The sequence below is a fragment of the Cupriavidus consociatus genome (assembly GCF_017814975.1).
Classification (GTDB): Bacteria; Pseudomonadota; Gammaproteobacteria; order Burkholderiales; family Burkholderiaceae; genus Cupriavidus; species Cupriavidus consociatus.
The window spans coordinates 65097-88601 of the sequence record NZ_JAGIQA010000006.1; the positions used below are offsets into that span (position 1 = coordinate 65097).

Sequence of the window (23505 nt, forward strand, 5' to 3'; positions counted from 1 at the left end):
CAAAGGCACGCGGCAGGCAACGACAGTAATCAGCGATACAGCGGTCCCTAAAAGGCAGTCATAACGATGAGCACCCCACATTTCCCCATCTACATGGATTACTCGGCCACCACGCCGGTGGACCCGCGCGTGGCGGACAAGATGATTCCGTACCTGCGCGAGCAGTTCGGCAACCCCGCCTCGCGCAGCCATGCGTACGGCTGGGACGCGGAGCGCGCGGTGGAAGAAGCGCGTGAGCAGGTCGCCGCACTGGTCGGCGCCGACCCGCGCGAGATCGTGTGGACGTCGGGTGCGACCGAATCGGACAACCTGGCGATCAAGGGTGCCGCGAACTTCTATTCGGGCAAGGGCAAGCACATCATCACCGTGAAGACCGAGCACAAGGCCGTGCTCGACACCACGCGCGAACTGGAGCGCCAGGGCTTCGAGGTGACCTACCTGGACGTCAAGGATAACGGCCTGCTCGACATTGACGTGTTCAAGCAGGCACTGCGCCCGGACACGACCCTGGTCTCGGTGATGCTGGTCAACAACGAGATCGGCGTGATCCAGGACGTCGAGCAGATCGGCGAGATCTGCCGCGAGAAGGGCATCATCTTCCATTGCGACGCCGCGCAGGCGACCGGCAAGGTGGTGATCGACCTGAACAAGCTGAAGTGCGACCTGATGTCGTTCTCTGCCCACAAGACCTATGGCCCGAAGGGCATCGGCGCTCTGTACGTGCGCCGCAAGCCGCGCGTGCGCATCGAGGCGCAGATGCACGGCGGCGGCCATGAGCGCGGCATGCGCTCGGGCACGCTGGCCCCGCACCAGATCGTCGGCATGGGCGAAGCCTTCCGCATCGCCCGCGAAGAGATGGCCACGGAAAACGAACGCATCCGCATGCTGCGTGACCGCCTGTGGAACGGCCTGTCGGACATGGAAGAGGTCTACCTGAACGGTGACCTGGAGCACCGCGTGCCGCACAACCTGAACGTCAGCTTCAACTTCGTCGAAGGCGAGTCGCTGATCATGGCGATCAAGGACGTGGCGGTGTCGTCGGGTTCGGCCTGCACCTCGGCTTCGCTGGAGCCGTCGTACGTGCTGCGCGCGCTGGGCCGCAACGACGAGCTGGCGCACAGCTCGATCCGCTTCACGGTGGGCCGCTTCACCACCGAGCAGGAGATCGACTACACCGTCGAGCTGCTCAAGTCCAAGATCGGCAAGCTGCGCGATCTGTCGCCGCTGTGGGAAATGTTCAAGGACGGCGTCGACCTGAATTCGATCCAGTGGGCCGCGCACTAAGCGCGCTGAACGCCTGCAGGATCCAGCAAAGATAACAGCAATACCCCCGTAAAAGATACGCAAGAGGTAAGCAAAATGTCATACAGCACAAAGGTTCTCGACCACTATGAAAACCCCCGCAACGTCGGTTCGTTCGACAAGAACGACGATGCGGTCGGCACCGGCATGGTCGGCGCCCCGGCTTGCGGCGACGTGATGAAGCTGCAGATCAAGGTCAACGAGGCTGGCGTGATCGAAGACGCCAAGTTCAAGACCTACGGCTGTGGCTCGGCCATCGCCTCGTCGTCGCTGGTGACCGAGTGGGTCAAGGGCAAGACCGTGGACCAGGCGCTCGAGATCAAGAACACCCAGATCGCCGAGGAACTGGCACTGCCGCCGGTGAAGATCCACTGCTCGATCCTGGCTGAAGACGCGATCAAGGCCGCTGTCGAAGACTACAAGAAGAAGCACGGCGCCGAGCAGAAGGCCGCCTGATCCTGTCGATCGACAAGCGAAGCACGAAGGAAGACGCAACGATGATCACGATGACCGAGAAGGCGGCCAAGCACGTCGCCCGCTACCTGGAACGCCGCGGCAAGGGCGTGGGCCTGCGCCTGGGCGTGAAGACCACCGGCTGCTCGGGCCTGGCCTACAAGCTGGAGTATGTGGACGAACTGCTGCCCGAAGACGCGGTGTTCGAGTCGCACGGCATCAAGGTCATCGTTGACGCCAAGAGCCTGCCGTATATCGACGGCACTGAACTCGACTATGCGCGCGAAGGGTTGAACGAAGGATTCCGCTTCAACAACCCCAACGTCAAGGACGAGTGCGGCTGCGGCGAGTCCTTCACGGTCTGAGCAGTATCGCCAACGCAACGGACAGCATCGGTGGAGCGCAGCATCACCGGGTTCCACCGGGACGAGGAAGGCCATTGGGTGGCCGAACTCGATTGTGGCCATGGCCAACACGTCCGGCATGATCCGCCGTGGCAGTTGCGGCCGTGGACGCAGAGCGAACAGGGCCGCGCCGGCATGGTCGGCATGCGGGTGAACTGCCTGAAGTGCGACCGCAACGAACCGCTGGCGGAGTGGGGCCTGGCGCGGGCCAGCCAGCCTGCCGGCCGGTGATGGCGGCGAATGGACGAAGGGGCGGCGCGGCCGCTCTTTTTTCTTGGGGAAGCAGTTGAAAGACGATTTTTTTGCGCTGTTCGGCTTGCCGGCGCAGTTCGGCGTCGACGAGGCCGCGCTGGATGCGGCCTATCGCACCGTGCAGTCTCAGGCGCACCCGGACCGCTTCGCCAACGCCGGCGATGCCGAGCGCCGCGTGGCCATGCAGTGGGCCGCGCATGCCAATGAAGCATACCGTACGCTGCGCCAGCCGCTGCGCCGCGCGACCTACCTGCTGAAGCTGCGCGGCGTCGACGTGCAGGCGGAGAACAACACCGCCATGTCGCCGGCCTTCCTGATGCAGCAGATGGAGTGGCGCGAAGCGCTGCAGGAAGCGGCGGAAGCGCGCGACGTGGACGACCTCGATGCGCTGCTGCGCGAGCTGCGCCAGGAAAAACGCGAGCGCCACGCCGCACTGGGCGCGTTGCTTGACGCCGGCGACAATGAAGCAGCCGGCGGCGCGGTGCGCCAACTGATGTTTATCGAGAAGATCGAGCACGATACCAGCGAGGCCATCGACCGGCTGGAAGACTGACCGGCACGATTGCCGGGGCCGTGACACAATGGCGCCCGGCTTGAAAACCGCCCGCATGGCGGTTTCCCCTGCCGTACAAGACAGCGAAGAATTACCATGGCACTGCTCCAGATTTCCGAACCCGGCATGTCGCCGGCGCCCCATCAACGCCGCCTGGCCGTCGGCATCGACCTCGGCACCACCAACTCGCTGGTGGCCGCGGTGCGCAGCAGCATCCCCGAGGTGCTGGGCGACGAGCGCGGCCGCGCGCTGCTGCCCTCGGTCGTGCGCTACCTGCCGGACCGTACCGCGCATATCGGCTACCGGGCCCAGGACGAAGCGGTGCGCGACCCCAAGAACACCATCGTCTCGGTCAAGCGCTTCATGGGCCGCGGGCTGCGCGACGTGGCCAATATCGAGCACAGCCCGTACGACTTCGTCGATGCGCCGGGCATGGTGCAGATCAAGACCGCCGCGGGCGTGAAGAGCCCGGTGGAAATCTCGGCCGAGATCCTGGCCACGCTGCGCCAGCGCGCCGAAGACACGCTGGGCGACGACCTCGTCGGCGCGGTCATCACCGTGCCGGCATATTTCGATGAAGCGCAGCGCCAGGCGACCAAGGACGCCGCGCGCCTGGCCGGCCTGGAAGTGCTGCGCCTGCTGAACGAGCCGACCGCCGCAGCGATTGCCTATGGCCTGGACAACGCGGCCGAAGGCGTCTACGCGGTCTATGACCTGGGCGGCGGCACCTTCGATATCTCGGTGCTCAAGCTCACGCGCGGCGTGTTCGAAGTGATGGCTACCGGTGGCGATTCGGCGCTGGGCGGCGATGATTTCGACCAGCGCCTGCTGTGCTGGATCGTCGAGCAGGCCAGCCTGCAGCCGCTGTCGGCGCAGGACATGCGCCTGCTGATGGTGCGTGCCCGTGCCGCCAAGGAAGCGCTCTCGGAAGCGGACAGCACCGTGATCGATGCGGTGCTCGAGTCGGGCGAGATCGTCCACCTGACGCTGACCGACGAGACCTTCGAACAGATCACCGCGCACCTGGTGCAGAAGACGCTGGTGCCGGTGCGCAAGGCGCTGCGAGACGCCGGCGTGACGCCCGACGACGTCAAGGGCGTGGTGCTGGTCGGCGGCGCCACGCGCATGCCATCGATCCGCAAGGCGGTGGGCGATTACTTCGGCCAGACTCCGCTGACCAATCTCGACCCCGACCGCGTGGTGGCGCTCGGCGCCGCGATGCAGGCCAACCTGCTGGCCGGCAATCACGCGCCGGGAGAAGACTGGCTGCTGCTCGACGTGATCCCGCTGTCGCTGGGCGTCGAGACCATGGGCGGGCTGGTGGAGAAGATCATCCCGCGCAACAGCACCATCCCGGTGGCGCGCGCGCAGGAATTCACCACCTTCAAGGACGGGCAGACCGCGATGGCGATCCACGTGCTGCAGGGCGAGCGCGAGCTGGCCAGCGACTGCCGCTCGCTGGCGCGCTTCGAGCTGCGCGGCATCCCGCCGATGGTGGCCGGCGCGGCGCGCATCCGCGTGACCTACCAGGTCGATGCCGACGGCCTGCTGTCGGTGACCGCGCGCGAGACGCATTCGGGCGTGGAAGCCTCGGTGACGGTCAAGCCGTCGTACGGGCTCGCCGACGACGATATCGCGCGCATGCTGCAGGACAGCTTCCGCGAGGCCGAGCACGACATGAAGAGCCGCGCGCTGGCCGAGGAACGCGTCGAGGCCGACCGCCTGGTCGAGGCCACCGAGCGTGCGCTCGAGACCGATGGCGACCTGCTGTCGGCCGAGGAGCGCGCGCAGGTCGAAGCGCTGATCGCCGGCGTGCGCGAGATCGCCAGGGGTGAAGACCATCTGGCGATCCGCGCCACGGTGGAAAAACTGTCGCACGGCACCGATGAATTCGCCGCCCGCCGCATGGACCGCTCGATCAAGAGCGCGCTGGCCGGGCGCAAGGTGCAGGAACTGGGCTGATCACCACGCCTGCACCGCACTACAGAACCCAGGAAACGACATGCCACAGATCATTGTTTTGCCCCACGTCGAATACTGCCCGGAAGGGAAGGTGATCGAAGCCGAGAAGGGCGTCAGCGTCCTCGACTCCCTGCTTTCCCACGGGATCGATCTCGAACACGCGTGCGAGAAATCCTGTGCCTGCACCACTTGCCATGTGATCGTGCGCGAAGGCTTCGACTCGCTCAACGAGGCGCAAGAGAAGGAAGAGGACCTGCTCGACAAGGCCTGGGGCCTGGAGCCGAATTCGCGCCTGTCGTGCCAGGCCATCGTCGATGAGGAAGACCTGACCGTCGAGATTCCCAAGTACACCATCAACCACGCCAAGGAAGGCCACTGAGCCGCCGGCACAGATCTCAGCGGAGAACGAACCCATGAAGTGGACCGATACCTACGATATCGCCGCCGCGCTGTACGACAAGTATCCTGACGTCGACCCGGCCGGCGTGCGCTTTACCGAGCTGCGCAGCTGGGTGCTGCAGCTCGACGGCTTCGCCGACGATCCGGCGCGCTCGGGCGAGAAGATCCTGGAAGCGATCCAGCAGGCGTGGATCCAGGAAGCGGAATAAGCTTTTGGTATCGGGATGAAGCAGAAAGGCCGGCGTGATCGCCGGCCTTTTCCGTTGGTACTGCGCGCGCGTGGGTGTCAGCCTCTGACCAGCGCACCGTTCTCCATATGCACGCGCTCGCCGACCTGCACCGCGGGATCCTTTTCATACGTGAAGGTGCGGTGGCTGCCGTCATCCATGCGCACGCGTACTTCATAGTGCGTGTCCTTGCTCACGGCCTTCTCGATCTGGTTGCCCGCGACACCGCCACCCACCGCACCGACAACCGTGCCGACGATGCGGCCATTGCCCTTGCCCACCTGGTTGCCAAGCAGGCCGCCGACCACGGCGCCGCCGAGCGCGCCCAGGCCGCTGGTGTTGGGCTTCTGGGCCTGTATCGGCGTGACGGCGACGATGCGGCCGGCATACGGGCTGCCCTTGGCGGCCGGGCGCTCGGTGTCGGCGCGGTGGCTGGCGCGGGGCTCGCTGTCGCGCTGGGCGGCCTGGCGCGCCGGAGCGGTACGGGGCGCCGCTTGCGTTGGCTGCGAGGCGGTGGCGTTCTGGCGCGATGCCGCTGGCTGGCCGTCGTCATAGACAGGCGGTCGGGTAGTGCTGCCCGGCGGCGGCGCGGTCTGCGTGGTGACAGGCAGAGGCCCTTGCGGCGCCTGTGTCGCTGGTTGGCTTTGCTGTGCCTGCAGGTCAGGGTTGGCCTTGCTGATCGGAAGCACGCCGGTGACGGCGGCTACGGCGGTCAGGCTGGCAATGACCACGGCCACGGCTGCCGCGCCGATCAGCGGATGCAGCCGGCGTTGCGGCGGCAGCGGGGAGGGGGTGTGGTCGTGCGAAGTGGCTTGGCTCTGCATTGTGGCTCCGGTGCGGCGATGGCCGCGATGGGATGGAACCAGTTTGGCGGAAGCGGGCGGCGTTTTCCGTTTGTTTTTGTAAATATATGTAGGCGGAAAAGGCCTTTTGTGTCAGTGGGTTACGAGGGATTTGGGGAAAAGGAGCGGCGGCGCTGTAACAAAACGGCGACTGAAGGGAAGGGACTTGAAGTACACGCTCGCGCCCCGCTTCCGCATACGGAAGCGGGGCGCGAGCAGAGCGTCAGTCTTCCTTGCGCAGGTGCGGGAACAGGATGACGTCACGGATATTCGGGCTATCCGTCAGCAGCATCACCAGGCGGTCGATGCCGATACCGCAGCCGCCCGTCGGGGGCATGCCGTATTCCAGCGCGCGGATATAGTCGGCGTCGAAGTACATCGCCTCCTCGTCGCCGGCATCCTTCTGCTCGACCTGCTTGCGGAAGCGGTCGGCCTGGTCCTCGGCATCATTCAGCTCCGAGAAGCCGTTGGCGATCTCGCGGCCGGTGATGAACAGCTCGAAACGCTCGGTGATGCCCGGCACGGTGTCGGAAGCGCGCGCCAGCGGCGAGACCTCGACCGGGTAGTCGACGATAAAGGTCGGCTCCCACAGCTGGCTCTCGGCGGTTTCCTCGAACAGCACCAGCTGCAGCGTGCCCAGCCCGGCATTGAGGAACTGGGGCGCGTTGGTGTTGACGCCGAATTTCTTCAGCTCAACACGCAGGAATTCCGCATCGGCCAGTTGCGCGTCGGTGTACTGCGGTGCGAACTTCTGGATCGCCTGGCAGATGGTCAGGCGGTGGAACGGCCTGGACAGGTCCAGTTCGCGCTCCTGGTAGGTCAGCACGGCGCTGCCGCGAGCGTCGATCGCGGCCTTGCGGATCAGGTCTTCGGTGAAGTCCATCAGCCAGCGGTAGTCCGTGTAGGCCGCGTAGAACTCCATCATGGTGAACTCGGGGTTGTGGCGCGGGCTCACCCCCTCGTTGCGGAAGTTGCGGTTGATCTCGAACACGCGCTCGAAGCCGCCGACGATCAGCCGCTTCAGGTACAGCTCGGGCGCGATGCGCATGAACATCTGCATGTCCAGCGCATTGTGGTGCGTGATGAACGGCTTGGCCGCGGCGCCGCCCGGGATCGGGTGCAGCATCGGCGTTTCCACCTCCATGAAGCCGGCGTCGGCCATATGGCGGCGCAGCGACGAGATCGCGTTGGTGCGTGCGCGGAAGGTGTTGCGCGTTTCCGGCGACACGATCAGGTCGACATAGCGCTGGCGGTACTTCGTTTCCTGGTCGGCCAGGCCGTGGAATTTGTCCGGCAGCGGGCGCAGCGACTTGGACAGCAGGCGCAGCTCGCGCACCTGCACCGACAGCTCGCCCTTGTTGGTGCGGAACAGCTCGCCGCGGGCGCTGATGATGTCGCCCAGGTCCCAATGCTTGAATGCGGCGTAGACCTCTTCGCCCACCTTGTCGCGGGTGATATAGAACTGGATCTGGCCGCTGCCGTCCTGAACGGTGGCAAAGCTGGCCTTGCCCATCACGCGCTTGAGCATCATGCGGCCGGCGATCGAGACTTCGACCGGGCTGGCTTCGAACGCGGCCTGGTCGGTCTCGCCATACTGCGCGTGCAGCGCGGCGGCCTGGTGGGTGGGGCGGAAATCGTTGGGGAAGGCCACGCCTTGCTGGCGCAGGGCGGCCAGTTTCTCGCGCCGCTCCGCGATGATCTTGTTCTCGTCGACGGCGGGCGTGTCTGCGGCGGCTGGCTTGGCCTGCGACTTGGCCTGGGCGTGATTCGGTTCGGTCATGATGTCTTGTAGCGTCACACGCGGCGGGCCGCGCGCGGGTTCAGTATGGCTTCAGTAGTTGCGGAGATCGTCCAGCTCGTTGCTGCCGAAATCCGGGCGGTGCAGGTAGGCGACGATGCGGCCCGCGGTTTCCTCGGCGGAAGCGAGCTGCTCGTTCGCCTTCAGGTCGCGGAAGCGCTGCACCTGGGCAAAGTCGGCGTTGCGGATCACGTTCTGCATGCCGGTATCGATCACGCCCGGCGCCAGCGCCACCGCGCGCACGGTGCGCGGTGCGGGTGCCTGCGCGTACTCGGCGTTGACCGAGCGCATGAACATGTCCAGGCCCGCCTTGCCAGCGCAGTAGGCACTCCAGCCCTCGATCGGGCGGCGCGCCGCTCCGGAAGAGATCGCCAGCAGCTTGCGCGGGCAGTCGAACTTCTCGGTGCGCTCCAGGAAGGCCGCGGTCATCGTCATCGGCGCCGCCAGGTTGGTCAGCAGGTGCGGCACCAGCGTGCTTTCCTGCAGGCGCGAGACCGGGCCGATCGGCTCGACCACGCCGGCGTTCAGGATCAGCGTGGCGCTGGCCGGCGGCTGGTCGAGGGTATCGATCACGCTGGCCAGCCAGGTGGCCGCGGGGCCGGCCTGGGACAGGTCCTGCAGGTGCCAGGCCACCGGCACGCCGCTCATGGTGGCGATGCGCTCCAGCTCGTTGTTGCGGCTGCGCGCGACGCAGATCAGGCGGTTGCCCGGCACGAGCAGGGCGTTCGTCAGTGCCGCGCCCAGCCCGCGCGAGGCGCCGGTGATGATGTAGAGGTGATTGGCTTCGCTCATGGTGCCCCGGTCGGAAAGGCCGCAAGTGCGGCGGTACAGCAGTGAGGTACAGCTGTGATACAGCGAATACGGCGATGTTGCTGTGCCGCCGTGGCTGCCGCCGCCGCGCCGAGGGCGCGGGGCGGGCAGCCCGGCACGGCCTTACAGTCCCTGCTTGAGGCTGGCCTCGATGAACGGGTCCAGGTCGCCGTCCAGCACCTTCTGGGTGTTGGACATTTCCACGTTGGTGCGCAGGTCCTTGATGCGGCTCTGGTCCAGCACGTAGGAGCGGATCTGGTGGCCCCAGCCCACGTCGGTCTTGCCGGCTTCCAGCTTGTCGGCCTCGGCCTGGCGCTTGCGCATCTCGTGCTCGTACAGGCGCGACTTCAGCATCGACATGGCCTCGGCACGGTTGCGGTGCTGCGAGCGGTCGTTCTGGCACTGCACCACGATGCCGGTGGGGATGTGCGTGATCCGCACGGCCGAATCGGTCTTGTTGATGTGCTGGCCGCCGGCGCCCGAGGCGCGGTACGTGTCCACCCGCAGGTCAGCCGGGTTGACTTCCACTTCGAACGAGTCGTCCACCTCGGGGTAGACGAACACCGACGAGAACGAGGTATGGCGCCCGCCCGACGAATCGAATGGCGACTTGCGCACCAGGCGGTGCACGCCGGTCTCGGTACGCAGGTAGCCGAAGGCGTATTCGCCCTCGATCTTGATGGTCGCGCTCTTGATGCCGGCCACGTCGCCTTCGGACTCTTCCAGCACCTCCGCCTTGAAGCCCTTGCGCTCGCAGTACTTCAGGTACTGGCGCAGCAGCATCGAGGCCCAGTCGCACGCTTCGGTGCCGCCGGCGCCGGCCTGGATGTCGATAAAGGCGTTGGCCTGGTCCATCTCGCCGGAGAACATGCGGCGGAATTCCATGCCCGCCACGATCTGCTCGAAGCCCTCGACGTCGGTTTCGATCGATTCGAGGGTCTCGTCGTCGCCTTCTTCCTTGGCGAGCTCGAACAGCTCCTCGGCGCCGCCAAGGTCGTCCGTGAGCTTGCCCAGAACGCCTACGACGCCCTCGAGGGCCTTCTTTTCCTTGCCGAGATCCTGGGCGCGCTTGGGGTTGTTCCAGACGTCCGGGTCTTCAAGCAGGCCGTTGACTTCGTCCAGCCTTCCTACTTTGACATCGTAGTCAAAGATACCCCCGTAGATCTTCCGTCCGGGAACGGAGATCGGAGATGGCACCGGAGATGGCGTTGAGGCGTTCTGCTTCCATGATGTTCCTGCGCTTCGAAAACCTTGAATTATAGCGGATTGATGCCCGGGATCGGTCGTGGATTCGGGGATTGCGCGGGCCCCGGCATGCCCCGCGGCGAACGGAAAGGGCGTGCGATGGTCTATCCGGCGGTGCCGGGCAGCGCACGCGGCGATAATAGGCATTCGCAAGCCGCCCCCGGCATGAAGACAAACAGGGACGCATGACGAAAACCAGACATGACATCAAGCCAGGCCGGCGCCGCGCGCTGGGCCTGCTGCTGGCCGCCACCGCCGCCGCGGCCGCGGTCGGCTGCGGCACTACCGGCGGCCCCGTGCCGGATGGCTATTACCGCGTGGAGCGTGGGGATACGCTTTATTCGATCGCCCGCAAGCACGGCCGCACCGTGCGCGACCTGACCCGCTGGAACAGCGACATCTCCAGTCCCAGCCAGATCGAAGTGGGCCAGTTGATCCGCGTGCGGCCGTCCGGCGGCAGTGCCGCCGCCTCGACCGGCACCGGCCAGTCCGTCACCGATACCGCGCGTGTCGACAGCGGCGCGTCAAGGCCGCCCGCCAGCAGCATCCGCCTGCAATGGCCGGCCGACGGCCGCGTCACCACGCGCTATGCGCCGCCCGGCAGCAAAGGCCTGACCATTGCCGTGCCGGCCAATGGCACGGTGCGCGCCGCCGCGGCCGGTCGGGCCATCCATGTCGGCAACCTGCGCGGCTACGGCATGCTGGTGATCGTCAAGCACAATGACGACTGGCTGACCGTCTACGGCAACCTGGACCAGCCGCTGGTCAGCGAGGGCGCCACGGTTTCGGCCGGGCAGGACGTGGGCCGCATGGGCGCCAGCGCCAGCGAACTGCACTTCGAGGTGCGCGCCAACGGCAAGCCGGTCGATCCGGCGGCCTACCTGCCTGCGCGCGGCTAGGGCCGGGGCGATGACCCGGCCGGCACGCTATTGCGCGTGCTCGATCACCAGCTGTACGCGCGTGACGCCGTTGAACGTGTTGTTGTCGAGCCGGTAGGCCACCTGCGCGCTGGCCCCGAGCGATTCGGCGTGGTTGAACCAGATCGCGTCGAAGCGCTGGCTGCCGCGCCCGAGCTGCAGCTTCAGGTGCTTGCCCTTGAGCACGCTCTGGCGCAGCACGTCGAACTCGCCGCAAAAAGTCGGGGCCGGGAAGCCCTGGCCCCACACCTGCTGCTCCAGCAGGGTGACGAATTCGGGGCTGAAGCAGTGGTCCTCGATATCGCCGTCGGTCTCGATCACGCGCGCGAGCTGGTCGTCGGTCAGCCATTCCTTGCCGACCGCTTCGAAGGCTTCCTGGAACTCCGCAAACCGCTCGGCGCGCACGGTCAGGCCGGCCGCCATGGCATGGCCGCCGAACTTGACCATCATGCCGGGGCAGCGCTTGGACACCAGGTCGAGCGCGTCGCGCAGGTGGAAGCCTGGGATCGAGCGGCCCGAGCCCTTGATGGTGGCTTCGTCGCCGGGCGCGAAGGTGATGGTGGGGCGGTGGAACTTGTCCTTGAGCCGCGACGCGACGATGCCGATCACGCCCTGGTGCCAGGTGTCGTTGAACACGCTGACGGTAAAGCGCGCCGACGGATCCGGCCCGGCCAGCGGCTGCTCAAGTATTTGCAAGGCCTCCTGCTGCATGCCGGCCTCGATATCGCGCCGCTCGCGGTTCATGCTGTCCAGTTCCTGGGCGATTTCCCAGGCGCGGTTGGCATCGTCGGTCAGCAGGCATTCGATGCCCAGCGACATGTCCGCCAGCCGGCCTGCCGCGTTCAGGCGCGGGCCCAGCCCGAAGCCGAGGTCGAAGGTATTGGCACGCGACGCCTCGCGGCCCGCGGCGCGGAACAGCGCCGCCACGCCCGGATGCATGCGTCCCGCGCGCATCCGCCGCAGGCCCTGCGCCACCAGGATGCGGTTGTTGGTGTCAAGCTTGACCACGTCGGCGACGGTGCCAAGCGCCACCAGATCGAGCAGCGTCTGCAGCGGCGGCTGGGTGGCCTGGGTGTAGACGCCGCGCCGGCGCAGTTCGGCGCGCAGCGCCAGCAGCACGTAGAACATCACGCCCACGCCCGCCAGGTTCTTGCTCGGGAATTCGCAGCCCGGCTGGTTCGGGTTGACGATCACCGCGGCGTCGGGCAGTTCGGCGCCCGGCAGGTGGTGATCGGTCACCACCACGTCGATCCCCAGCGCATTGGCCGCGGCCACGCCATCGACGCTGGCAATGCCGTTGTCGACGGTGACGATCACGTCCGGCTGCTGCCTGGCCGCCAGCGCCACGATCTCCGGCGTCAGGCCGTAGCCATACTCGAAGCGGTTGGGAACGATGTACTCGACCCGCGCGCCCAGCATGCGCAGCCCCCGCACCCCGACCGCGCAGGCAGTGGCGCCGTCGCAGTCATAATCGGCGACGATCAGCAGGCGCTTGCCGGCGGCGATGGCGTCGGCCAGGTAGATGGCAGCATTGCCGATGCCCTTCATGGCGCCCGGTGGCACCAGTTCAGGCAGGTCGGTCGCCAGCTCGGCGGTACGGGCCACACCGCGCGCGGCCAGGATGCGGGCCAGCGTGGGATGCAGGCCCGCGGCGGCCAGCGTGGTGACGTGTTCGGAAGAATAGGTGCGGATGGCGATCCGGGTCATGGGCGGGGCGTTCTTGTTCTTGCGGTAGGAGGGGGGCGGCGTTGGGTGGCGTAGCGCGGCGTTCAGGCGGCAAAGGCGAGGTCGGACAGCAGGGCGCGCCAGTCGCCGCGCTGGCCCATGCCGCGCCAGAACTTGCGCAGGTCGGCGCGGGTCACGGTGAACTCGGCAAAGTGGTTCTCGCCGCCCAGCACCAGCGTCACGCCGCCGATGCCGCCTGCGGCCAGCGCCTCCAGCGCCGGCGCGAACCAGTCGGCATCGAGCGCATGCATGCGTTCGATCCACAGGCCCCAGTCCTCCGTGATGTGGGCTTCGGTGGCCAGTTCCAGCATCGCCAGCACCGATCCCCCGGGCGCCGCCACGCCGGCCAGTCCCGCTGGCACCGGCAGCACGCGGCTGCCGGCGGCCAGCGCCAGCCCGGCCAGGAACGGGTCGCCGCTCAGTACCGTGTCGGCCAGGCGCGGCACGGCCTGCAGCGCGCCGCCGCCGTACAGCCAGACCGAGTTCACCGGCAGCTCGCCGCGCGCCTCGCGGGCCTGGTTGACGGGGTGGTCGAACCAGGTCATCTGGATCTCGTTCTGTACCCGGCGCCAGTCGCGGGCACGCTCGCCGGCCTGCATCCAGATATCGATGTTGCGCCCCGCCGCACGCAGGGGCGTGGTCGCTTCCAGCGGGCCGAACACGGACTCGGGGAGGTACCAGCGCACAGGGCAGGGCGTCTCCAGCGCGATGCCGGATTCCTGCACCAGCGGCTCGATGGCAGTGTGCAGCGCGGCCGCCTCATCCGGCCGGAGGCCGAGATGCGCCGGCGGCATCAGCACCAGGTGGTCGCGCGCCGCGTGGATATGCACCGGCTGCAGGCAGGCCCAGTGCTGGCCGTCCGGCGCCGGCGCCGCCGCGCCGCTGTCGGCCAGCCGCATATAAGGCGCCGACGGCACCCGGCCTGTGTCGAGCCCCGTCTTGCCGGCCAGCCAGCGCTCCTGCGGCAGGCTGCGCAGGAACGGGTCGTCGTGCCGCTCGCGCGGGCCGGGCGTGGCCCGCGTCAGCAACTTTCCGAGCGCAGGCAGCTCCAACTGCCGCAGCAGCGCGCCGGGAATGACGTCGTCACGGCCGTCGTCGCCGGCGCCCGGCGGGACGGAAAAGGGCACAATCAGGGTCAGGTGCGTCATCATGGTGGCGAGATTGTAAACTTCCGGCTGGCCGATGCCAGTCCCGCGCCGCTCCCGAGTCTCGTGGAGGGCGCCTGCCATGGCCCTCATGAGTGCCGCCGGCGCCCCTCGCAGGGCGTGCGGCGATGTCCCGAAACAACAGGAATCCTCTTGAACTTTCCCTACGAGTGGCAGATCGGCTGGCGATACACCCGCGCAAGCAAGCGCGCCAGCCGCAACACCTTCATTTCATTCATCTCGATGATCTCGATGTTCGGGATCGCCCTGGGCGTGGCCGCGCTGATCGTGGTGCTGTCGGTGATGAACGGCTTCCAGAAAGAGGTGCGCGACCGCATGCTGTCGGTGCTGGCACATATCGAGGTCATCGGCCCGTCGTCGCTGCCCGACTGGCAGCACACCGCGGCCGAGGCGATGCAGAACAAGGAAGTGGTCGGCGCCGCGCCCTATGTGGCCGCACAGGCCATGCTGACCCGCGACGACGCCGTGCGCGGCGTCCTGCTGCGCGGCGTCGAGCCGTCGCAGGAGCCCAAGGTCTCGGACATCGGCAGCCAGTTCAAGTCCGGCAGCATGAAGGCGCTGATACCCGGCGAATTCGGCATCGCGCTGGGCAACGAGCTGGCCAATGCCATGGGCGTGCAGGTCGGCGACAAGGTCACGCTGGTCGCGCCGCAGGGCACCATCACGCCGGCCGGCGTGCTGCCGCGGCTCAAGCAGTTCACCGTGACCGGCATTTTCTCGTCCGGCCACTTCGAGTTCGACAGCGCGCTGGCGCTGGTCAACATGCACGACGCCGAGACGCTGTTCCGCCTCAGCGGCCCTACCGGCGTGCGGCTGAAGCTGCAGGACATGCAGCGCGCGCCGCAGGTGGCGCAGCAGCTCGCCGGCACCATGTCGGGCGAGCTCTACCTGCGCGACTGGTCCAAGCAGAACCGCAACTGGTTCGCCGCGGTGCAGACCGAGAAGCGCATGATGTTCATCATCCTGACGCTGATCATCGCGGTGGCGGCCTTCAACCTGGTGTCGACGCTGGTGATGACCGTGACCGACAAGCAGGCCGATATCGCCATCCTGCGCACCATGGGCGCGCAGCCGCGCTCGATCATGAAGATCTTTATCGTGCAGGGCGTCGCCATCGGCTTTATCGGCACCATCCTGGGCGTGGCCGGCGGTACGCTGATCGCGACCAATATCGACGTGATCGTGCCGTTTATCGAGCGCGTGCTCAGCGTGCAGTTCCTGCCGCGCGACATCTATTTCATCAGTGAATTGCCTTCGGATCCCCGCGTGAACGATATCGCCACCATCGGCATCATTTCCTTCGTGCTGGCCACGCTGGCCACGCTCTATCCCAGCTGGCGTGCCGCCCGCGTCAACCCGGCGGAGGCGCTGCGCTATGAGTGAAGCCGTGCTGCAAGCGGATACCGCCGCCAACGCGGCGGGCCAGCCGGGCACCGGTTCGCCGGTGCTGGTTGCGGAGGGCCTGACCAAGCGCTTTCGCCAGGGTGGGCTCGATGTTGAAGTGCTGCGCGGCGTGGACGTGCGCGTCAATGCCGGCGAGAAGGTCGCCATCGTCGGCGCGTCCGGCTCCGGCAAAAGCACGCTGCTGCATGTGCTGGGCGGGCTCGACAATCCCGACTCGGGCCGCGTTGCGCTGCTCGGCAAGCCGTTCACGGCGCTGCGCGAGCGCGAGCGCAATGTGGTGCGCAACCGCTCGCTGGGCTTTGTCTACCAGTTCCATCACCTGCTGCCGGAATTCACCGCGCTCGACAACGTGGCAATGCCGATGCGCATCCGCGGCATGACGCAGCACGATGCACGCGGCACGGCGCAGGCCATGCTGGAGCGCGTGGGGCTGGGCGGCCGCTCAAAGCACCGGCCTGGCGAGCTGTCCGGCGGCGAGCGGCAGCGTGTGGCGATCGCGCGCGCGCTGGTGGGGCAGCCGGCCTGCGTGCTGGCCGACGAGCCGACCGGCAACCTCGACGACCATACCGCCGGCGGCGTCTACGATCTGATGCTCGAACTGTCGCGCACGCTAGGCACCAGCTTCGTCATCGTCACCCACGACCTCGACCTGGCGGGCCGCTGCGACCGCGTGCTGCGACTGCGCGACGGCCACCTGCACCAGGAACGCTGAGCCAGGTCCCCCGGCACCGCACCATGTGGATCGACACCCACTGCCATCTCGACGCGCGCGAATTCGACGCTGACCGGCGCCAGGTCGCCGACGCGGCCGAGGCCGCCGGCGTACGCGGCATCGTCGTGCCGGCGGTGGCGATGTGGAATTTCGAGGCGGTGCGCGCGCTGGCGCACGAGGACGCGCGCTGTGTCTACGCACTCGGCATCCACCCGCTCTGTTCGCCCGGTACAGGGCAGGCCGATATCGATGCGCTGCGGCGCGAGGTTGCGGCCAGCATGGGCGATCCGCGCTTCGTCGGCATCGGCGAGATCGGGCTCGATTTCTTTGTTGCCGGTCTCGATAGCAATCACCAGACCTGGCTCTATGCCGAGCAGCTCAGAATCGCGCGCGAATTCGACCTGCCGGTGCTGCTGCATGTGCGCAAGTCGCAGGACCAGGTCGGCGCGCAGCTGCGCAAGCTGGGTGTGAAGCGCGGTATTGCGCATGCGTTCAACGGCAGCCATGAGCAGGCGCGGCGCTTTGTCGAGCAGGGCTTCAAGCTCGGCTTCGGCGGCAACCTGACCTTCAGCCGCGCGCGCCAGATTCGCCGGCTGGCTGCAGACATGCCGCTGGAGGCGCTGGTGCTGGAAACCGACGCGCCCGATATTGCTCCCGCGTGGCTTTCCGATGACCAGTTCGGCGAGCAGCACAAGGTACGCAACACCCCCGCCGAAGTCGCTGGCGTGGCGCGCGTGCTGGGCGAGCTGCGCGGCATCGATGCCACGGCGCTGGCGCAGGCAACGTGGCGCAATGCCGTCGATGCACTGCCGCGGCTGGCGGCCTTCGCCGAGTCCATGGCGCCGGCCGGACACACAACTTCCACGCCTTCCTGACAGGCTGACAAGCTTTCCGCTGCATCGTGCGGTTACAACTCTGGCTGTGTGCAATCAGCCGGGGAGGTGCCGTGCGGGTGTTCGTGGCGGCGTTCGTCGCGGGATGCTGGGTGCTGCAGCAGCAGGCAACGCTGCCGCGGCAGGACATCGTGCGCATGGCCGCTTCCGGACTGGCGCTGGCCGGCATCGCGATGCTGGTGTGTGGCAGGCGCCTGCATCCGGCATGGCGAGGCCTGGTACTTGCCGTCCTGGCCTTTGGCGCCGCGCTCTGCTGGGCGGCATGGCGCGCCGACATGCGCTTGCGCGACTGGCTACCGGTCGCGCTTGAATCGCGCGATCTCGATGTGCGCGGCGTGGTTTCCGGATTGCCGTCCGAATCAGCGGGCGGCGTCCGCTTTGCGCTGACCGTCGAGGGGGCCGTGCCAGAGGGGGCGAAGGAGGCGGATGGGTCGGACGAACCCAGGGCGAAGGTTCCTGGCCGGCTGCTTCTCCACTGGCGCGACGCGCCGCCTGACCTGTACCCCGGCCAGCGCTACACCCTGACGGTACGCCTGCGGCGCCCGCGCGGACTGGCCAATCCCTTCGGTTTCGACTATGCCTACTGGCTGCTGGCGCAGGGCTACGGCGCGACGGGTTACGTACGACGTGCGCATGATCCGCCGCAGGAGGCAACACGGGAACGCCTCGCATGGCGCATCGAAGCGTGGCGCGCGGCCGTGCGCGATCACCTGCGCGCGGCGCTGCCGGCCGATGCGCGCTATGGCCCCGTGCTGATCGCGCTGGTGATCGGCGACCAGCGCGGCATCGACACGGAAGACTGGCAGCTCTTCCGGCGTACCGGCATCAGCCACCTGGTCAGCATTTCAGGTTTGCACATCACCATGATCGCCGGCATGGCTGGCTCGTTCACCGGCATGCTGTGGCGGCATTCGTTCGGGCTGGGGCGAAGGCTGCGCCGGCCGCTGCCACTGCGGTTGCCGGCCAGGTATGCGGCCCTGCTGACGGCGGTAGCCGGTGCGGTGACATACGGACTGCTTGCCGGGATGCAGGTCCCCGCGTTGCGCACGGTGGCAATGCTATGCGTGGCCGCGCTGGCGGTATGGGCCGGGCGGGCGCCGCCGGCGTCGGTGGTGCTGGCCTGGGCGGCACTCGCCGCCTTGCTGCTGGATCCGTGGGCGGTGATGTCGCCGGGCTTCTGGCTGTCTTTCGGCGCGGTGGCGGTGATCTTTTACGCTGCCCGATCCGCGCGTGGCGCACCTGAAACCCGCTGGCAACGCCTGCGTGCCACGCTTGACGCCGCAGCGCGAACGCAATGGGCGGTGACAGCCGGACTGGTGCCGCTGACGCTGTTGCTGTTCCAGCAGGTGTCGGTGGCGTCGCCGCTAGCCAATGCAATCGCGATCCCGGTGGTCAGCCTGTTGGTGACGCCGCTGTCGCTGGCTGCCGCCGCCGCGCCGGCAATGCTGGCAGCGCCGTTGCTCGCCGTTGCGCATCAGGCCATGGTGTGGCTGGCCGCGTTGCTGGGTTGGCTTTCCGGTCTGCCGTGGGCCATCTGGGAAGCGCCGGCATCGGGTCCGTTGCCGCTGTTGCTTGCCTTGCTCGGGATTGCGCTGTTGCTGGCGCCGCCCGCCAGTACCGCGGCGCGTCTGCATGGCGGCCTGCTGGTATTGCCGCTCGTATTGGCGCGAGGCCCGCCCGTGGCGCATGGCGAGTTCCGCGCGATGATGCTCGACGTGGGGCAGGGGACCGCGGTGCTGGTGCAGACGCGTGCGCATGCGCTGCTGTACGACACGGGCCCTGGCTATGCATCGGGGGCCAGCGCGGGCGCGCAAGTGGTGGTGCCGGTGCTGCGTGGCCAGGGCGTTGGCCGGCTTGATCAGCTGATGGTCAGCCATGAAGACGCGGATCATGCCGGTGGTGTGGCGGACGTGTCGGCGGCGGTGGCCGTCGCGGCGCGCAGTACCGGCGCGCCGCCGGACCATGCGTTGCTCGGGCCACCAGCGTCGGGCTGGGCGCCGTGCGCGGCCGGTCAGCAATGGGACTGGGAGGGTGTGCGTTTTACGGTGCTGCATCCGCTGCCATCGCAGTCGCAGCAGGCGGCGATCGCCAGCAATGCCCGTAGCTGCGTGCTGAGCGTGGCGACGGGGCGGCATCGCCTGTTGCTGACCGGCGATATCGGCGTGGCCGAAGAACGCGCGCTGATCGACAGGCTGCCGCCCGAAGCGCTGCATGCCGACGTGATGGTGGTGGCGCACCATGGCAGCGGCACCTCTTCCGGTGCCGAGTGGCTGGACGCGGTGCGGCCCCAGGCGGCGGTATTCCAGCTTGGCTATGCCAACCGCTACCACCACCCGCGTGCCGACGTATGGGAGCGCTACGGACGCGCCGGCATCGCGCGCTACCGCACTGACGAAACCGGCGCGGTGACCATGTCCACCGCGCCGGCGGGTTTTACGCTGTCGGGCTTCCGGCAGGCCGAGCCGCGTTATTGGCGCGCCCGGACGGATGCGCCGCGCTAGCGGGGCTTGCGGCGTCGCGCGCGCGTGGCCACCGGGGCGGGCTGCGCCTCTGCGGCAGCCGGCTGGGCCGTGGCGCGGCCTCGGGCAGGCGGCAGCGTGCGTGCCGGCTCGGCGCCCGCGATGCGGCGCTCGCGCAGGTGCGCCTTGGCGCGCTGCAGCCCGGCGGCAACCGATTCCGCGCGCTCCAGTGCCACGCCCGCGGCCAGCACGTCGCCAAGCACCAGGTGGCTGATGCGGGAGGTCATCGGTGTATAGACCTCGCTGTCTTCCTCGACGTCGGAAAACACGCAGACATCGGCAAGCCTGGCCAGCGGCGAGCCGCTGTGGGTGATCGCGAGCACGCTGGCGCCGCTGCTGCGCGCCAGCGTGGCGGCGGTCAGCATGTCCCAGGTGCGGCCGCTGTTGGAAACCAGTACCGCCACGTCGCCGGCGCCGAGCAGCGCTGCGGACATGCTGAATACATGGGGGTCGGAATAGGCGACGGTCGGGATGCCGAGGCGGAAGAACTTGTGCTGGATGTCGAGTGCAACGATGCCGGAATTGCCGCAGCCGTAGAACTCGATGCGGCGGGCGCGGGCCAGCAGGTGGATGCCGTGTTCGATCTGGTCGGCCGACAGCGCGTTGCGCACGCTCATCAGCGTGGCGATGGTGCGGTCGAACACCTTGCCGGCTATGTCGGCGGGGCGGTCGTGGGCCTCCACGTCCTGGTGCACGAAGGGCATGCCGCCGCCGACGTTCTGGGCGAACTGCAGCTTGAACTCGCGGAAGCCGTCGTAGCCCAGCGCGGCGCAGAACCGAGCAATGGTGGGCTGCGACACGCCTGCGCGCTCGGCCAGTTCGGGCATCGACAGGCGGATTACGGCGGCGCCGTGCTCGGCGACGTAGTCCGCCAGTCGGCGTTCGGAGGGGCGGAGCGTGTCGTAGACGGCAAGGATTCGGTCGCGCATGGCGGCGGGCGGATATCAGGTTGGTCGGGCTTTTTGATTGTAGATATTCTACATCCGTTGGCGTGACATCATGTCCGGAATTGTGCATGACTGGCTGTCAGGGTTTGCCCGCAATCCTGGAGCCTGAACAGATGTTGGCGCCATTGTGATGCATGATCCAGTCGACGGCGGCATTGCTATCGGTAATAATGTAGAAAATCTACATGCGATCGCGCCGCTTTGGTGCGACGCCCCGACAAAAGGAACGTCTCCGCCATGCCCATCGCCGTCCATGCCGAGTTGTTGTCCGTCACTGATCGCATCGTTGCCCGCAGCCGCGCCAGCCGTGCCGCCTACCTCGCGCGATGCGAGCGTGCGCAAGCCGAGCTGGGGCCGCTGCGCGGCATGTCCTGCGCCAATCTGGCGCACGGCTTTGCCGCGCTGCCCGCCAACGACAAGCTGAAGCTGCGCGTCGACCATGCGCCCAACCTCGGTATCGTGACCGCTTACAACGACATGCTGTCGGCCCACCAGCCCTATGAGCGTTACCCCGGCGTGATTCGCGAAGCCGCGCGCGCTGTCGGGGCCGTGGCGCAGGTGGCGGGCGGCGTGCCGGCGATGTGCGATGGCATCACGCAGGGCAATCCCGGCATGGAGCTGTCGCTGTTCTCGCGCGATGCGATTGCCATGGCCACTGCCATCGCGTTGTCGCATAACACCTTCGATGCGGCCCTGATGCTGGGCGTATGCGACAAGATCGTGCCGGGCCTGCTGATGGGCGCGCTGCAGTTCGGCCACCTGCCGGTCGTGTTCGTGCCGGCGGGCCCGATGGCTACCGGCCTGTCCAACAAGGAGAAGGCGCGCGTGCGCCAGCTTTACGCCACCGGCCAGGTTGGCCGCGATGCGCTGCTCGAGGCCGAGTGCCAGGCCTACCACGGCGCCGGCACCTGCACCTTCTATGGCACCGCCAACAGCAACCAGTTCCTGATGGAAATCATGGGCCTGCACCTGCCCGGCGCGGCCTTCGTCCACCCGGACAGCGGCCTGCGCGACGCGCTGACCGCAGCGGCGGCGCAGCGTGCGATCGCGCTGAGTGCGCGCGGCAGCGAGTACCTGCCGCTGGCGCGCATCGTCGACGAGCGCGCCGTGGCCAATGCCATGGTCGGCCTGCTGGCGACGGGCGGCTCCACCAACCACACGATCCACCTGGTGGCGATGGCCCGTGCCGCGGGCATCATCATCGACTGGGACGATTTCGACCACCTGTCGCGCATCACGCCGCTGCTGGCGCGGGTGTACCCGAACGGCTCCGCCGACGTGAACCACTTCCATGCCGCCGGCGGTGCCGGGCTGATCATCCGCGAGCTGCTGCAGGCCGGGCTGCTGCATGAGGATGTGCAGACCGTCGCGGGCCCTGGCCTGGCACGGTACACGCAGGAGCCGGTGATGCGCGATGGCGTGCTGCAATGGCGCGAAGGGGCGACGGCAAGCGGCGACGCCCAGGTCGTTGCCAGCGCCGCGGCGCCGTTCTCACCCGAAGGCGGGCTGCGGCTGATGCAGGGCAACCTGGGTCGCGGCGTGATCAAGGTTTCGGCCGTGGCGCGAGAGCACCGCGTGGTGGAGGCGCCGGTGCGCGTCTTCGACGCGCAGGAAGCGCTGCAGGCGGCGTTCGACGCCGGCGAACTCAACGGCGACCTGATCGCTGTGGTTCGCTTCCAGGGCCCCAACGCCAACGGCATGCCTGAGCTGCACCGCCTGACGCCGGTGCTGGGCGCGCTGCAGGACGCCGGGCACAAGGTGGCGCTGGTGACCGACGGCCGCATGTCGGGCGCGTCCGGCAAGGTGCCTGCGGTGATCCACGTCGGCCCCGAAGCACTGGCCGGCGGCGCGCTGGCCCGCGTGCGCGACGGCGACCGTATCCGCGTCGACGCGGTGGCCGGCGTGCTGCAATGGCTGGGTGACGAGGTCGAGTTCGCTGCCCGCGAGCCGGCACTGGCGCCGGCCGACGAATTCGCCCGGTTCAGCCTTGGACGGGGGTTGTTCGGTTCGTTCCGGCGCCACGCGCGCGTCGCGGAAGAGGGGGGCAGCGCACTCGACCTGTCCGAAGCGGATGCCGGCACCGCGCCCGGCGCATCCGTGGCTGCCGTGGCGGCGCAATCCGTCGCACAATAGCCTATGCACGCTCGTCGTTGCCGCCGGCGCGGGAACGACGGGAGCGGCCCCGGGCATTGGCCAGGGTCGCGAGGCCATCCGAAAACAAGACAGCACCACAGCAATACGGCAAGACGATACCAAGACCGACGGAGCAGACATGATCTATATCCTGATGGGCGTTTCCGGCAGCGGCAAGACCACGGTCGGCCAGCTGCTGGCGCAGCGACTGGGCTGCGGCTTCCATGACGCGGACGAATTCCACAGCGAGGCCAACAAGGCCAAGATGCATGCGGGCATCCCGCTGACCGACGAGGACCGCTGGCCCTGGCTGGCGGCAATGCGCGCCGCCATCGACGCGGCGCGCGCCGAAGGCCGGACTCACGTGTTCACCTGCTCGGCCTTGCGCCAGGCGTACCGCGACCGGCTGATGCCGCACGACGGCGGCGTGACCTTCGTCCACATGAAGGGCGATGCCGCACTGATCGCCGGGCGCCTGTCCGCCCGCACCGACCACTTCTTCAATCCCGAACTGCTGCAGAGCCAGTTCGATACGCTCGAAGCGCCGCTCGACGCGCTGGAGCTCGATATCCGCCAGCCGCCCGAAGTCCTGGTGGACACTATCCTGCAGGCTTCCGCTCGCTGAACCTTTCGCCCGCGATCATCCGCTCCGTTCCATGACGGCCGCCAGCTCCGCTGGCGGCCGTTTTTGCGTGCGCTGGCAGACATCTTGCTAGCTCACTTTCCGTGCCGGCCACGGTCCGCAAGCTTGCGGCTTTCGCCGGTACAGGTATGCTGAAAGGGCCAGTGACTCGACAGCATCGCCGCGCCAATGCTCATCGGAGACCATCCCGGGCACCGCG

General features: G+C 67.8%; 22 protein-coding genes. 15 read left to right on the forward strand and 7 right to left on the reverse strand.

The window, feature by feature from the left end:
• Positions 1-60 precede the first annotated feature (60 nt).
• The 8 genes from J8I82_RS10275 (at position 61) to iscX (ending at position 5534) form a co-directional block, all read left to right on the forward strand.
• The gene (locus J8I82_RS10275) at positions 61-1284 is read left to right on the forward strand and encodes an IscS subfamily cysteine desulfurase (protein ID WP_284183053.1); all 1224 of its coding nucleotides are present in this window, start codon (positions 61-63) and stop codon (positions 1282-1284) included.
• A gap of 75 nt (positions 1285-1359) precedes the next feature.
• Positions 1360-1758, forward strand: coding sequence for a Fe-S cluster assembly scaffold IscU (gene iscU, locus J8I82_RS10280; protein ID WP_010809025.1), 399 nt, complete (start codon positions 1360-1362; stop codon positions 1756-1758).
• Between the two features lie 41 nt (positions 1759-1799).
• Positions 1800-2120, forward strand: a complete 321-nt coding sequence (gene iscA, locus J8I82_RS10285; RefSeq protein WP_010809024.1) for an iron-sulfur cluster assembly protein IscA — start codon at positions 1800-1802, stop codon at positions 2118-2120.
• Positions 2121-2150: 30 nt separating this feature from the next.
• Complete coding sequence (locus tag J8I82_RS10290) at positions 2151-2390, forward strand: DUF3565 domain-containing protein (RefSeq protein WP_209756955.1); 240 nt, start codon at positions 2151-2153, stop codon at positions 2388-2390.
• A gap of 55 nt (positions 2391-2445) precedes the next feature.
• Complete coding sequence (hscB, locus tag J8I82_RS10295; RefSeq protein WP_209756957.1) at positions 2446-2964, forward strand: Fe-S protein assembly co-chaperone HscB; 519 nt, start codon at positions 2446-2448, stop codon at positions 2962-2964.
• A gap of 96 nt (positions 2965-3060) precedes the next feature.
• Positions 3061-4926: a Fe-S protein assembly chaperone HscA gene (gene hscA, locus J8I82_RS10300; RefSeq protein ID WP_209756958.1), complete on the forward strand. Its 1866-nt coding sequence runs from the start codon at positions 3061-3063 to the stop codon at positions 4924-4926.
• A 40-nt stretch (positions 4927-4966) separates the two neighbouring features.
• Entirely contained in the window at positions 4967-5305 is a 339-nt protein-coding gene (fdx, locus tag J8I82_RS10305; protein ID WP_209756960.1) for an ISC system 2Fe-2S type ferredoxin, read from the forward strand.
• Positions 5306-5339: 34 nt separating this feature from the next.
• Complete coding sequence (gene iscX / locus J8I82_RS10310) at positions 5340-5534, forward strand: Fe-S cluster assembly protein IscX (RefSeq protein WP_209756962.1); 195 nt, start codon at positions 5340-5342, stop codon at positions 5532-5534.
• Between the two features lie 77 nt (positions 5535-5611).
• Here iscX and J8I82_RS10315 read toward each other — a convergent pair whose 3' ends face one another.
• The 4 genes from J8I82_RS10315 to prfB form a co-directional block, all read right to left on the reverse strand.
• Positions 5612-6376, reverse strand: coding sequence for a glycine zipper 2TM domain-containing protein (locus tag J8I82_RS10315; RefSeq protein WP_209756964.1), 765 nt, complete (start codon positions 6374-6376; stop codon positions 5612-5614).
• 241 nt (positions 6377-6617) lie between these two features.
• Complete coding sequence (gene lysS, locus J8I82_RS10320; RefSeq protein WP_209756966.1) at positions 6618-8174, reverse strand: lysine--tRNA ligase; 1557 nt, start codon at positions 8172-8174, stop codon at positions 6618-6620.
• 51 nt (positions 8175-8225) lie between these two features.
• On the reverse strand, positions 8226-8984 hold the full coding sequence (locus J8I82_RS10325) for an SDR family oxidoreductase (RefSeq protein WP_209756968.1): 759 nt from the start codon (positions 8982-8984) through the stop codon (positions 8226-8228).
• A 141-nt stretch (positions 8985-9125) separates the two neighbouring features.
• Positions 9126-10230 (reverse strand): peptide chain release factor 2 gene (gene prfB / locus J8I82_RS10330; protein ID WP_209756970.1). Its coding sequence is split into 2 segments (ribosomal slippage): positions 9126-10148 and positions 10150-10230, totalling 1104 coding nucleotides; the frame shifts between segments, so codons are not numbered across the junction.
• Between the two features lie 202 nt (positions 10231-10432).
• Between prfB and J8I82_RS10335 the strand changes: the two genes are divergently transcribed.
• The gene (locus tag J8I82_RS10335) at positions 10433-11146 is read left to right on the forward strand and encodes a peptidoglycan DD-metalloendopeptidase family protein (RefSeq protein ID WP_209756972.1); all 714 of its coding nucleotides are present in this window, start codon (positions 10433-10435) and stop codon (positions 11144-11146) included.
• 27 nt (positions 11147-11173) lie between these two features.
• Here the strand turns inward: J8I82_RS10335 and recJ are convergent, their stop codons facing one another.
• The gene (recJ, locus tag J8I82_RS10340) at positions 11174-12871 is read right to left on the reverse strand and encodes a single-stranded-DNA-specific exonuclease RecJ (protein ID WP_209756974.1); all 1698 of its coding nucleotides are present in this window, start codon (positions 12869-12871) and stop codon (positions 11174-11176) included.
• A 62-nt stretch (positions 12872-12933) separates the two neighbouring features.
• On the reverse strand, positions 12934-14040 hold the full coding sequence (locus tag J8I82_RS10345) for a hypothetical protein (protein ID WP_209757333.1): 1107 nt from the start codon (positions 14038-14040) through the stop codon (positions 12934-12936).
• A gap of 147 nt (positions 14041-14187) precedes the next feature.
• Here J8I82_RS10345 and J8I82_RS10350 point away from each other — a divergent pair, with 147 nt between their 5' ends.
• The 4 genes from J8I82_RS10350 (at position 14188) to J8I82_RS10365 (ending at position 19565) form a co-directional block, all read left to right on the forward strand.
• A complete protein-coding gene (locus J8I82_RS10350; protein ID WP_209756976.1) occupies positions 14188-15438 on the forward strand; it encodes a lipoprotein-releasing ABC transporter permease subunit in 1251 nt (416 codons plus the stop codon).
• A complete protein-coding gene (lolD, locus tag J8I82_RS10355) occupies positions 15431-16171 on the forward strand; it encodes a lipoprotein-releasing ABC transporter ATP-binding protein LolD (RefSeq protein WP_209756978.1) in 741 nt (246 codons plus the stop codon). Before J8I82_RS10350 ends, lolD begins: the two co-directional genes overlap by 8 nt.
• Before the next feature lie 23 nt (positions 16172-16194).
• Complete coding sequence (locus J8I82_RS10360; RefSeq protein ID WP_209756980.1) at positions 16195-17046, forward strand: TatD family hydrolase; 852 nt, start codon at positions 16195-16197, stop codon at positions 17044-17046.
• 71 nt (positions 17047-17117) lie between these two features.
• On the forward strand, positions 17118-19565 hold the full coding sequence (locus J8I82_RS10365) for a DNA internalization-related competence protein ComEC/Rec2 (RefSeq protein WP_209756982.1): 2448 nt from the start codon (positions 17118-17120) through the stop codon (positions 19563-19565).
• Here J8I82_RS10365 and J8I82_RS10370 read toward each other — a convergent pair.
• Positions 19562-20512 (reverse strand): MurR/RpiR family transcriptional regulator, encoded by a 951-nt coding sequence (locus J8I82_RS10370; RefSeq protein ID WP_209756984.1) that lies wholly within the window; start codon positions 20510-20512, stop codon positions 19562-19564. The two genes, J8I82_RS10365 and J8I82_RS10370, sit on opposite strands and share 4 nt — an antisense overlap.
• Before the next feature lie 255 nt (positions 20513-20767).
• Between J8I82_RS10370 and edd the strand changes: the two genes are divergently transcribed.
• The gene (gene edd / locus J8I82_RS10375; protein WP_209756986.1) at positions 20768-22663 is read left to right on the forward strand and encodes a phosphogluconate dehydratase; all 1896 of its coding nucleotides are present in this window, start codon (positions 20768-20770) and stop codon (positions 22661-22663) included.
• Between the two features lie 139 nt (positions 22664-22802).
• Complete coding sequence (locus J8I82_RS10380; RefSeq protein ID WP_209756987.1) at positions 22803-23288, forward strand: gluconokinase; 486 nt, start codon at positions 22803-22805, stop codon at positions 23286-23288.
• The last annotated feature ends 217 nt before the right edge of the window (positions 23289-23505 follow it).

Coding starts and splice junctions, on each gene's coding strand:
- iscU (WP_010809025.1), top strand. CDS start 1,360: ATGTCATACAGCACAAAGGTTCTCGACCACTATGAAAACCCCCGCAAC.
- iscA (WP_010809024.1), top strand. CDS start 1,800: ATGATCACGATGACCGAGAAGGCGGCCAAGCACGTCGCCCGCTACCTG.
- hscA (WP_209756958.1), top strand. CDS start 3,061: ATGGCACTGCTCCAGATTTCCGAACCCGGCATGTCGCCGGCGCCCCAT.
- fdx (WP_209756960.1), top strand. CDS start 4,967: ATGCCACAGATCATTGTTTTGCCCCACGTCGAATACTGCCCGGAAGGG.
- iscX (WP_209756962.1), top strand. CDS start 5,340: ATGAAGTGGACCGATACCTACGATATCGCCGCCGCGCTGTACGACAAG.
- J8I82_RS10315 (WP_209756964.1), bottom strand. CDS start 6,376: ATGCAGAGCCAAGCCACTTCGCACGACCACACCCCCTCCCCGCTGCCG.
- lysS (WP_209756966.1), bottom strand. CDS start 8,174: ATGACCGAACCGAATCACGCCCAGGCCAAGTCGCAGGCCAAGCCAGCC.
- J8I82_RS10325 (WP_209756968.1), bottom strand. CDS start 8,984: ATGAGCGAAGCCAATCACCTCTACATCATCACCGGCGCCTCGCGCGGG.
- J8I82_RS10335 (WP_209756972.1), top strand. CDS start 10,433: ATGACGAAAACCAGACATGACATCAAGCCAGGCCGGCGCCGCGCGCTG.
- recJ (WP_209756974.1), bottom strand. CDS start 12,871: ATGACCCGGATCGCCATCCGCACCTATTCTTCCGAACACGTCACCACG.
- J8I82_RS10345 (WP_209757333.1), bottom strand. CDS start 14,040: ATGATGACGCACCTGACCCTGATTGTGCCCTTTTCCGTCCCGCCGGGC.
- lolD (WP_209756978.1), top strand. CDS start 15,431: ATGAGTGAAGCCGTGCTGCAAGCGGATACCGCCGCCAACGCGGCGGGC.
- J8I82_RS10360 (WP_209756980.1), top strand. CDS start 16,195: ATGTGGATCGACACCCACTGCCATCTCGACGCGCGCGAATTCGACGCT.
- J8I82_RS10370 (WP_209756984.1), bottom strand. CDS start 20,512: ATGCGCGACCGAATCCTTGCCGTCTACGACACGCTCCGCCCCTCCGAA.
- edd (WP_209756986.1), top strand. CDS start 20,768: ATGCCCATCGCCGTCCATGCCGAGTTGTTGTCCGTCACTGATCGCATC.
- J8I82_RS10380 (WP_209756987.1), top strand. CDS start 22,803: ATGATCTATATCCTGATGGGCGTTTCCGGCAGCGGCAAGACCACGGTC.